General features: G+C 73.9%; 5 protein-coding genes. All 5 read right to left on the reverse strand.

Going from position 1 to position 10,622, the window contains the following annotated elements; genetic code table 11:
• Positions 1 to 27: 27 nt before the first annotated feature.
• Positions 28 to 1,269: an XRE family transcriptional regulator gene (locus ACFVIU_RS21475; RefSeq protein WP_385844323.1), complete on the reverse strand. Its 1,242-nt coding sequence runs from the start codon at positions 1,267 to 1,269 to the stop codon at positions 28 to 30.
• Positions 1,270 to 1,729: 460 nt separating this feature from the next.
• Positions 1,730 to 2,530, reverse strand: a complete 801-nt coding sequence (locus ACFVIU_RS21480) for an oxidoreductase (RefSeq protein ID WP_385844324.1) — start codon at positions 2,528 to 2,530, stop codon at positions 1,730 to 1,732.
• A 116-nt stretch (positions 2,531 to 2,646) separates the two neighbouring features.
• Positions 2,647 to 3,114: a nuclear transport factor 2 family protein gene (locus tag ACFVIU_RS21485; protein WP_385844326.1), complete on the reverse strand. Its 468-nt coding sequence runs from the start codon at positions 3,112 to 3,114 to the stop codon at positions 2,647 to 2,649.
• A gap of 43 nt (positions 3,115 to 3,157) precedes the next feature.
• A complete protein-coding gene (locus ACFVIU_RS21490; protein WP_385844328.1) occupies positions 3,158 to 4,375 on the reverse strand; it encodes a cytochrome P450 in 1,218 nt (405 codons plus the stop codon).
• A gap of 38 nt (positions 4,376 to 4,413) precedes the next feature.
• On the reverse strand, positions 4,414 to 10,620 hold the full coding sequence (locus tag ACFVIU_RS21495; RefSeq protein ID WP_385844329.1) for a type I polyketide synthase: 6,207 nt from the start codon (positions 10,618 to 10,620) through the stop codon (positions 4,414 to 4,416).
• Between the last annotated feature and the right edge of the window lie 2 nt (positions 10,621 to 10,622).

Raw genomic sequence — 10,622 nt, forward strand, 5'->3', positions numbered from 1 at the left:
AACAGCCGGGCGGTGGCTCCGGCCGGACTATTCCGGCCGGGAGTCGTCGTCGGGCGGCAGCCGCAGCGCCTCGGTGATCTTCGGGTGCTCCAGCGCGTCGCCGAGCGGATCGGCCGGCGGCACCCTGTCCGGGTGGCGCAGGCCCAGCTCCCGCCGGATCTCGGCCAGATGCCGGATCCGGGCCAGATAGTCGGCGAGCAGCACATCGGCCCGTGCCGCCGCCGCCTTCGGGTCGTCCGGCAGCAGGGCACGGATCAGCGCCTGGTACTCCTCGGGCGCCTCGAGGGGGGTGCGATGGCGGGGCAGCTTCCTGATGACGGTGTACGGGTCCAGCTCGTCGAAGACCCAGTACCCGGTGTCCTGCTGCTCGGCCCAGATGACGGAGTCCCGCTCGGTGGAGAGGGTGAGCTGGTGCCGCGGGCCCGCGAGCCGGCTCAGCGCGGGCAGCGGTACGGCCCCCGGCCCGGCCAGCGCCGCCGCCTCCTGCGGGGTGGGCACGGAGAACTGCGCCTCCGCGGTGGGGTGGTGCGGGTCCACGACGGCTTCCCGGGCCGGGGTGCGCCGTCTGTCGAGCGCGGGCCGGCAGTCGTGCAGGTGCGTCCCCTCGTGCTTGATCCAGGTGATCACGACCAGCCGGGAGTTGGGCAGTCCCGCGGGATACAGGACGTTGCTCACCACATGGATGGTCGCGTAGTCGTGGCGCGGCAGGGCCTGGAGGAAGTGGCGGCCCTCACCGCTTCTGCGGACCTCGGAGCTGGCGTGCCAGAGCCGTTCGCAGTCCGGGTCCTGGAGGATGTAGGTGAGCAGGTCCTGGAGCTCGGTGTTGTGCGGGTGCTCGGCGAGGGCGAAGCGGAGCTGCTCCAGGTAGATCGCCGCGTGGTGCTCCCAGTTGATGAGCTGCCGGCGGGCCTCCTTGCTGCGCAGCGCCCAGCGCATGAGGTTGGCCCCGGGCTCGCGCACCCACGGGTACCACTCGGCCATGGCGGTGTTGTAGCCGATGATGTCCCAGCTGAGGTCGCTGATGTACGCCGGGTTGGGCATCTGCTGGTCGAGCAGCAGCTCCATCAGGCTCGCCGCCTCCGCGCTCAGCGCCGGCAGCGGTGTGGTGACCGCACCCCCGAGGGCGTACAGATGAAGGGTGGCCTCCTGGTCGGGGCCGAGCATCAGTTCCTTGGTGAGCGCGTCGAGGATGGACCGCTCCAGGCGGGGGGTCGCGCCGCCCTCCAGGTCGATGTACCACCGCACGCTGCGGCCGATCGCCTGCGCCACCTCTTTCTGGGTGAGCGGACGGTCGAGGCCCCGTTTCTGGCCGGCCGCGGCGCGCCATGCCCGAAGTAACCCCGCCAGACCCATGAGTTCAAGGGACGTGAGCGCCTTTTTCCCGTCACTCGAGGATTCGTGGGGTATCGGTGCGGACTTGGGCATGCTCCTGTCCTCCGTAGTAGGAACGGACCCCGATCGGCGGGAGGGGGTAGGGGCTCGGCAACCGTCTCCGCAAGCCGATTCGCCGTTTTGACAGCACATCAGCAGGTGGAGCAAGACAAGAGGTTGAAGCATACATTCGAAGAGTTCGAGCTGTAAAAAATTGCATCCCGGGTGGATCTACAAGAACCCTCTCCTTCCGCCCCGCGGTGCGCATGTTTTCGGCCAGGGGTAACGCCCGCACGGCTACGGGCCGGTGTCGTGGGACACCGGCCCGTAGGGTCCGTCGGCAAGCCGCCCGCGGCGGTCAGAGCTGCGGCAGCGCACCGCCGTCGAGGACATAGCCGGCACCGGTGATCCGCCGGGCCCGGTCCGAGGCGAGGAACGCCACCAGGTCGGCCACGTCCGAGGGCTCGGTGATGCCCGGCATCGGGGAACCCTCCGACTGGACCATCATCTGGACGACCGCGTCGCTGTCCTGCCCGGTGGCGCCCATGATGTGCTCCGCGACCAGATCCATGGCGGGCGTCCTGACCAGGCCGGGCAGGATGCTGTTGACCCGGATGCCGTGCGGCGCGACCTCGGTGGCCAGCCCCTTCGCGTAGTTGACCAGCGCGGCCTTCGCCGCACCGTAGTGCAGCAGGGGGCCGGCCGGGCGGCGGGCGACGGTCGAGGCCATCTCGATGATCACCCCGCTGCCCTGCTCGACCATCGACGGCAGCACGGCCCGGTCCAGCCGGACCGCGGCGAGGTAGTTCGTGTTCAGCGCGTCGACCCACTCCTCGTCGGAGATCGAGGCGTACCCGCCGAGTTGCGGCATTCCGCCGCTGCTCGCCCCGCCCGCGTTGTTGACCAGGATGTCGATGCCGCCGAGCAGCTCGAAGGCGGATTCGGCCAGCTGCCGTACGCCCTCCGGGGTGCTCACGTCGGCGGTCACCAGCGTCACCGAGTCCGGCAGACCCGGCGCCTCCTTGCGTGCCGAGGTCACCACGGTCACCCCCTCCTCGGCCAGCCGCTGCACAATCGCCAGGCCGATTCCGCGGGTACCGCCCGTGACGAGTGCGCGCTTGCCCGGCAGACCTGCCGACGCATTGCTCCCCTGAGCCATGATGAACGTGCTCCTGTCTTCCGTCTTCGCCGTGTTCTCTTACGGGTTGTACTGTTTCCGGGCTTTTCCGCCGGGCGCGGCCGCCGAATGCGCCGCGCCCGGCGCGGGGCACAGTGCTATTCCCCGGATTTCCGCTCCGCCTGCCGGGCCGCGGCGATATCCGCGATGTTCTTGTTTCCCTCGGCCCAGAGAACCGTCATCGCCAACTCGTCGATCTTCCAGCGGTCCGCGGACCGGACGAGGTGGAAACGGTAGGTTCCGCCGACCCGCCACAGCGGGGAACCCATGAGGTTGTCCAGCCGGTGCGTGGCCTGGAAGGAGGCGGTGCATTCCGCGGTGTCGCCCTTCAGCGTCACCAGGTGGTTGGTCATCAGGTGCTGGGAGGCGTCGTAACCGCCGAGCACGGCGATCCAGGAACCGACCAGCTCCTTGGCGCTCACCGTGCTCGGTTCTCCGCCGAGCAGACTGGTGTAGTCCAGCAGCACCTTGTCCGTGAACAGGTCGGTGACCTCGTCCCATTCGTGCCGGTCGGTGTGCCAGCCCATGCGATCACAGGTCTCGATGATCGCGTAACGGTCGTCCATGCGTGCTTCCTTACGGGGAGTGTGCGGCCGGGCGGGGCGTCGCCTACCAGGTGACGGGGAGGTCGTGCAGACCCTCCAGCGTCATGCCGACCTTCATGCGGACCTGGTCCACCGGGACGGCCAGCCGCAGCGTCGGGATCCGGTCGAAGAGGGTGCCGAAGAGGATCTCCAGCTCGGCCCGGGCCAGGTTCTCGCCCAGGCAGCGGTGCGGGCCGTGCCCGAACGCCAGGTGGCCCTGGGTCGAGCGGCGGATGTCGAAGGTGTCGGGGTTCTCGAAGAACGCGGGGTCGCGGTTGGCGGCGGCGGTCGAGAGGATGACGCCGTCCCCCTCCTTGATCTGCTGCCCGGCCACCTCCACATCCCGGGTGGCCACCCGCAGCGTGGTCAGGTCCGCGATGGACAGGAAGCGCATCAGCTCCTCCACCGCGCCGGGCAGCAGGCTGGGGTCCTTGCGCAGCAGCGCCAGCTGGTCGGGGTGCTCCAGCAGCGTGAGGGTGCCCAGACCGATCATGCTGGTGGTCGTCTCCTGGCCGCCGATCAGCAGGGCGACCATGAGCTTGGACACCTCGATCTCGGTCAGCTCGCCGGTGTGCAGCCGCTCGGTGATCAGCGTGCTGAGCAGGTCGTCGCCGAGGTGGTCCTGCTTGGCCTGCACCACCTGCACCAGGTAGTCGAGCAGCTCCCGGCCGGCCAGCACCGCCTTCTCCAGGTCGGGGGCCTGCATGATGCCCTGGGCGTGCACCTCGAACAGCTCGTGCTCCTCGTAGGAGATGCCGAGCAGCCGGCAGATCACCCGCGACGGCAGCGGCCTGCCCAGCACCGCGACCAGGTCGACCGGGCCGCCGCGCCGCAGCAGCTCGTCGATCAGCTCGTCGGCGACCTCCTGGATCATCGGCCGCATCTTCTCCACCTGCTTGGCGGTGAAGCGCGGCAGCAGCATCTTCCGGCGCGCCTTGTGCGCCTCGCCGTCCAGGCCGAACAGCTCCTGGGTGAACTCGGGGAAGTTCTTCTCCCGCTCGGCGAGGATCGGGAACTTCGGGTTGTCGTGGTCGGAGGAGAAGACCTTCGCGTCGGCGAACATCTCCCGGGTCTCCGGGTACCGGGTCACCAGCCAGGCGGTCCGGCCGTCGTACAGCCGCACCTGGGACAGCGGGCCCTGCGCGTCCAGCTCGGTGTACTCCGCCGGCGGGTGGTAGGGGCAGCCGCGCCGCATCGGGTACTCGTGCAGGTCCTCGCCGGTCACCGTCGATGTCTCGGACATGTGCGTTCTCTCTCTCGTCGGTCGGGTGTGACGTGGTGTCAGTTCGAGGTGAGCCAGTCGTGCACCGCGTGCGCGACCGCTTCGGCGGCGTCCTCCACGATCGTGAAGTGGTCGCCCGGCACCGGCCGTACGGCCATGGGGAAGGCCAGGGTCCGTTCCCCGGGGCCGGGCCACGGTGCCGTGTCGTCCGCGGCCGGCATCGGGTCCGAGGCCTGGACCAGCACCGTCGGCGCCCGCGTGGCGGACGGGGTGAAGTCGGCGAACAGCCGCAGATACGCGCCCATCGCCGTCCACCGGACATGGTCGATCCGGCCGAACACGTCCTCGCGGTCGAACATGCCCCGGGTGAGGGCCGGCTGGATCGCCGGCAGACTGCTGTCGACGAAGTAGGTGTCCAGCAGCACCACGGCCGACGGGCCGCGGCCCTGCCGCTCCAGCTGCCCCGCCACCGCGTTGGCCAGCCAGCCGCCCGAGGAGTAGCCGACCAGGACGAACGGCGCCTCGCCCGCGCAAGCCAGCACCGCCTCGGCCTGGGTCTGCACCATGGCGGCGAAGTCGGCGGGCACCGGCTCGTTTGCGACGAAGCCCGGCACCGGCAGCACCGACACCGTGCGCACCCCGTCCAGCGCGGTGGCGAACCGGGCGTACTGCAACGGGCTCGACGACGCGCCGACGCTCGGGAAGCAGATCAGCACGGGTTCCTCGGGACCGGTGGCCAGGCGCAGCGGCTCCAGGACGGCGGCCTCCGCACGGTCGGCGGTGAACGCCGGACGCAGCCTGGAGGCGGCCATCAGGAACTCGTTCGCCTCGCCGATCCGGTCCTCGGCACAGGCCTGCCGGTACAGGGCGTCGATGGTGTCCTGCGGCGCGGCGCCGGCCCCGTCCCCGCCGGGCCGGGCGGCGTCCAGCAGCTCGCCCAGCCGGGCGGCGAGCGCCTCGGGGGTGCCGCTGTCGAACACCACCGTGGCGGGCAGCCGGAGGCCCGTCGCCTCGCCGAGCGCGTTGCGCAGCTCCACCGCGGTCAGCGAGTCGAACCCGGACTCCAGGAACGGCCGGCTGTCGTCGAACTCCTCCGGCGCGGCATGGCCGAGCACCCCGGCCGCGCGCGCCCGCACCAGCTCGCGCAGCGCCGCGGCCCGCTCCTCCCCGGCCAGCTCGGCGAGCGGCCGGGCGGCCGGGGCCGGCCGGCGCCGCGCCGGGGGCACCAGTCCGCGCAGTGCGGCCGGTACGTCCGTGCCGCCCGCGCTGCCGCGCAGCACCGCGGTGTCCAGACGCATCGGCACCAGCAGCGGGTCCTCGCCCGCCCAGACCGCGTCGAACAGGGCGAGCGCCTGGTCGGCGGGGAGGGCGGCGACACCGGTGCGCGCGAACCGGGCCAGCTCGCCCCGGTCCAGCGTGGCGGTCATGCCGCCCTGCTGCTCCTCCCAGGGACCCCAGGCCAGCGAGACCCCGGGCAGCCCGCGCGCGGCCCGGTGCTGCGCCAGGGCGTCGAGCCAGGCGTTCGCGGCGGCGTAGTTGCCCTGCCCCGCGGCGCCCAGCACCCCGGACGCCGAGGAGAACAGGACGAACGCCGAGAGCCGGGCGTCGCCGGTCAGCTCGTGCAGATGCGCCGCGGAGTCCGCCTTGGCCCGCAGCACCGCGTCCAGCCGCTCGGGGGTCAGCGAGGTGAGCACCCCGTCGTCCAGGACCCCGGCGGTGTGCACCACGGCGGTCAGCGGATGCGCGGCCGGGATGTCCGCCAGCAGCCGGGCCAGCGCCTCCCGGTCGGCCACGTCGCAGGCGGCGACGGTCACCCGGGCACCCAGCGCGGTGAGTTCGCCGGCCAGCTCGGCGGCGCCGTCGGCCGCCGGACCGCGCCGGCTCGCCAGCAGCAGATGCCGTACCCCGTGCCGGACGACCAGCCGCCGCGCCACCTGGGCGCCGAGCCCGCCGGTGCCGCCGGTCACCAGCACGGTGCCCTCCGGGTCCGGCGCGGGCGGGCGGGGGGCGGTGCCGTCCGGGTCCGCGAGCTGCTCCGGCGCGGCGGGCGCCGCGACCCGGGCGAGCCGGGGGACCGTGAGCGCGCCGGCGCGGATCGCCAGCTGGGGTTCGCCGCTGCCGAGCGCCGCGGCCAGCGCCCGCGGCGACTCCTCGGCAGCGTCCATGTCGACGAGCACGAAACGGCCCGGGTTCTCCGTCTGCGCGGACCGGATCAGCCCCCACACGGCCGCCTGCGCCGGCGCCGGGACGGTGTCCCCGCCGGCGGCGGCCACCGCGCCCTCGGTCACGAACGCCAGCCGGGCGCCGGCGAAGCGCGGGTCCGCGAGCCACGCCTGGGCCGCCGCGAGCGCCTCGTGTACGGCGTTGCGCCCGGCCCCGGTGTCCCCGGCCAGGACGACGGCGTCCGGCACCGGCTCGTGCCACTGCCCCATCTCGGCCGCGCGGACGACCTCGACACCGGCGGCCTCCAGCCCGGCCGCCCACCGCGCCGCCGGTCCGTCGGCGTCCGGGCCCAGCACCGCGCAGCGCCGCACCGGGGCCGCGTCCTGCTCCGGCGCCGGCTGCTCGTCGAGACGCGGCCAGTCGAGCCGGAACAGCACATCGCGCCGTACCCCGCCCGCGGCCCGGATCTGCTCCGGCGAGACCGGCCGCAGCACCAGGGACCGCACCGATGCCACCGGCCGCCCCTCCTCGTCCGCGGCCGTCACCGCGACCCCGTCGCTCCCGGCCGGTGCCAGCCTGACGCGCAGCCGCGCCGCGCCGGTGCGATGCAGCGCCACGCCGTTCCAGGAGAACGGCACCCGCGCCGCGCCCCCACCCTCGACCAGACCGCCCAGGGCGGCCCCGTGCAGGGCCGCGTCCAGCAGCGCCGGATGCACACCGAACCCGTCGGTGCCCCCCGCGTCCTCGGCGGGGAACGCCACCTCGGCGAACACCTCCGCACCGCGCCGCCACGCCGCGCGCAGCCCGCGGAACACCGGGCCGTAGCCCAGCCCCGCGGCGGCGAGATCGTCGTACAGGTCCGCCACCCCGATCGCGTCGGCGCCCTCGGGCGGCCACACCGCGAGCGGTTCCGGCTCCCCGCCGGCCGGGGCGGCGAGCACACCGGTGGCGTGCCGCACCGGCGGCTGTCCCGGCGCCGCGTCCCCGGCGGCCGAGTGGATGCTCACCGGGCGGCGCCCCGAGTCGTCGGCCGGGCCGAGGAAGACCTGGACGGTCACCGCGCCGTCCCCGTCCAGGACCAGCGGCGCCTCAAGGGTCAGCTCCTCCAGCTCCGGCAGCCCCGCCTCCCGGCCGGCCGCCAGCGCCAGGTCCACCAGGGCGGTACCGGGCAGCAGCGGGGCGCCGAGCACCGTGTGGTCGGCGAGCCAGGGGTGCTCGGCCGCGGACAGCCGGCCGGTGAACAGGATCCCGTCCCCGGTCGGCAGCTCCACCGCGGCCCGCAGCAGGGCGTGTTCCACCGCGCGCAGACCGGCCAGGTCCGGTGCTCCGGCCGCCGTCCCGTCCGCGGTCGGGTCCAGCCAGAACCGGCGCCGCTGGAACGGATAGGTGGGCAGGTCGACCGGCCGGGGACCGGTGCCCGCGAAGTACGCGTCCCAGTCCACCGGTGTGCCGTGCGCGTGCATCCGGGACACGGCCGCGACCAGTGTCTCCGCCTCCGAGCGGCCGGCGCGCGCGGTCGCCGCGGACACCGCGCCCTCCGCCGTGAGGCAGCTCTGCGCCATCGCCGTCAGCACACCGTCCGGACCCAGCTCCAGGAACTTCCCGGCGCCCCGGGCCTCCAGCGTGCGCACGGCGTCCAGGAACCGCACCGAGCCCCGCGCATGGCGCACCCAGTAGTCGGGCGAAGCCAGCTCCTCCGCGGTGGCCACGGCCCCGGTCAGGGTGGACACCAGCGGGATCCGCGGCGGCCGGAACTGAAGGCCTCGCGCCACCTCCCGGAAGGCGTCCAGCATCCCGTCCATGTGCGCCGAGTGGAAGGCGTGGCTCACCGTCAGCCGCCGGGTCTTGCGCCCGCGCGCGCCGAACATCCGCGCCGTCTCCTCGACCGCGGCCAGATCGCCGCTGAGCACCACCGAGGACGGCCCGTTGACCGCCGCGACGGCGACCCTGCCGTGGAAGTCGGCCAGATACGGCAGCACCTCCTCCTCGGCGGCCTGGACCGCGACCATCGCGCCGCCCGACGGCATCCGCTGCATCAGCCGGCCGCGCTCGGCGACCAGCAGCGCGGCGTCCGGCAGGGACAGCACCCCGACGGCGTGCGCCGCGGCCAGCTCGCCGATCGAGTGGCCGGCGACGAAGTCCGGCCGCACACCCCACTGTTCGAGCAGCCGGAACAGCGCCACCTCGAAGGCGAACAGCGCGGGCTGCGCGTACGCGGTCTCGTCCAGCAGACCGTCCGCGTCCGCGGCGCCGGCGACGACCTCCTTCAGCGGACGGTCCAGATGGGCGTCGAGCGCCTCCGAGACGGTGTCCAGCGCATCGGCGAACGCCGGGAAGGCGGCGTACAGTTCCTGGCCCATCTCCCGGCGCTGGCTGCCCTGGCCGGTGAACAGGAAGGCGAGACCCGCGCCGCCGGCCGTGCCCCGCACCAGGCCGGGCGCGGTGCCGCCGTCCGCGAGCGCCCGCAGGGTCCGGCGCACCTCGTCCCGGTCCCGGGCCACCACGACCGCACGGTGGTCGAGCACCGCGCGCCGGCTCAGCGACCAGGCGGTGTCGACGGGCCGCTCGTCCGGGCGGGCGTCGAGATGCGCCACCAGCCGGGCCGCCTGCGCGCGCAGCGCCTCCTCGCTCCGGGCGGACAGCAGCCAGGGCAGCACCACGTCCTGGTCGGAGGCGGAGGGGACGGCCGCGGGCTCCGGGGCGGGCTCCTCCTGCGGTGCCTGCTCCAGGATCACATGGGCGTTGGTGCCGCTGACGCCGAAGGACGAGACACCCGCGCGGCGCGGCCGGTCGGACGCCGGCCACTGCTGGTCCTGCGTCAACAGCCGTACCGCGCCCGCCGACCAGTCGACGTGCGGGGTGGGCTCGTCCACGTGCAGCGTGCGCGGCAGCACGCCGTGCCGCAGCGCCATCACCATCTTGATCACCCCGGCGACCCCGGCCGCCGCCTGGGTGTGGCCGATGTTGGACTTCACCGAGCCCAGCCACAGCGGACGGTCCGCCGGGCGGCCCTGGCCGTAGGTCGAGAGCAGCGCCTGCGCCTCGATCGGGTCGCCGAGCCGGGTGCCGGTGCCGTGCGCCTCGACGGCGTCCACGTCCGCCGGGGACAGCCTGGCCCGGTCCAGCGCCGCCCGGATGACCCGCTGCTGGGAGGGGCCGTTCGGCACGGTCAGTCCGCTGCTCGCGCCGTCCTGGTTGACGGCGGAGCCGCGGATCACGGCGAGCACCGGATGGCCGTTGCGCCGCGCGTCGGACAGCCGCTCCAGCACCAGCAGACCGGCGCCCTCGCCCCAGCCGGTGCCGTCGGCCGCCGCGGCGAACGACTTGCACCGGCCGTCCGTGGCCAGCCCGCCCTGCCGGCTGAACTCCACGAACACCCCGGGGGTGGACATCACCGTCACCCCGCCGGCCAGCGCCAGCGAACACTCCCCGTTGCGCAGCGCGTTGCTCGCCAGATGCAGCGCCACCAGCGACGACGAGCACGCGGTGTCCACCGTCACCGCCGGGCCCTCCAGCCCGAACGTGTACGCCAGCCGGCCGGAGGCGACGCTGCCCGCGCTGCCGTTGCCGATATACCCCTCCAGCTCCTCCGGGGCCTGGGTGACCCGGCTGCCGTAGTCGCTGTACATCACCCCGAGGAAGACCCCGGTCCGGCTGCCGCGCAGCGAGTCCGGGGCGATCCGGGCCCGCTCCATGACCTCCCAGGCCAGCTCCAGCACCAGCCGCTGCTGGGGGTCCATCGCCAGCGCCTCGCGCGGGCTGATCCCGAAGAACTCCGGGTCGAAGTCCGCGGCGTCGTACAGGAAGCCGCCCACCCCGGCGTGCGACCTGCCCGGCCCGTCGGCGTCGCCGAGCAGCCGGTCCAGGTCCCAGCCCCGGTCGGCGGGCAGCCCGGAGAGCGTGTCACGGCCGTCGGCGACCAGCCGCCACAGCTCCTCGGGGCCGGTGGCGCCCCCGGGGAACCGGCAGGCCATGGAGACCACCGCGATCGGTTCCCGGGCCCTGGCCTCCACCTCGTCCAGGCGCTGCCGGGTCTGCTGTCCCTCCGCGATCGCCCGCTTGAGATATTCGCGGAGCTTGTTCTCATCCGCCATGCGTTCCACAC

This window comes from Streptomyces sp. NPDC127190 (genome assembly GCF_042672505.1).
GTDB lineage: Bacteria > Actinomycetota > Actinomycetes > Streptomycetales > Streptomycetaceae > Streptomyces.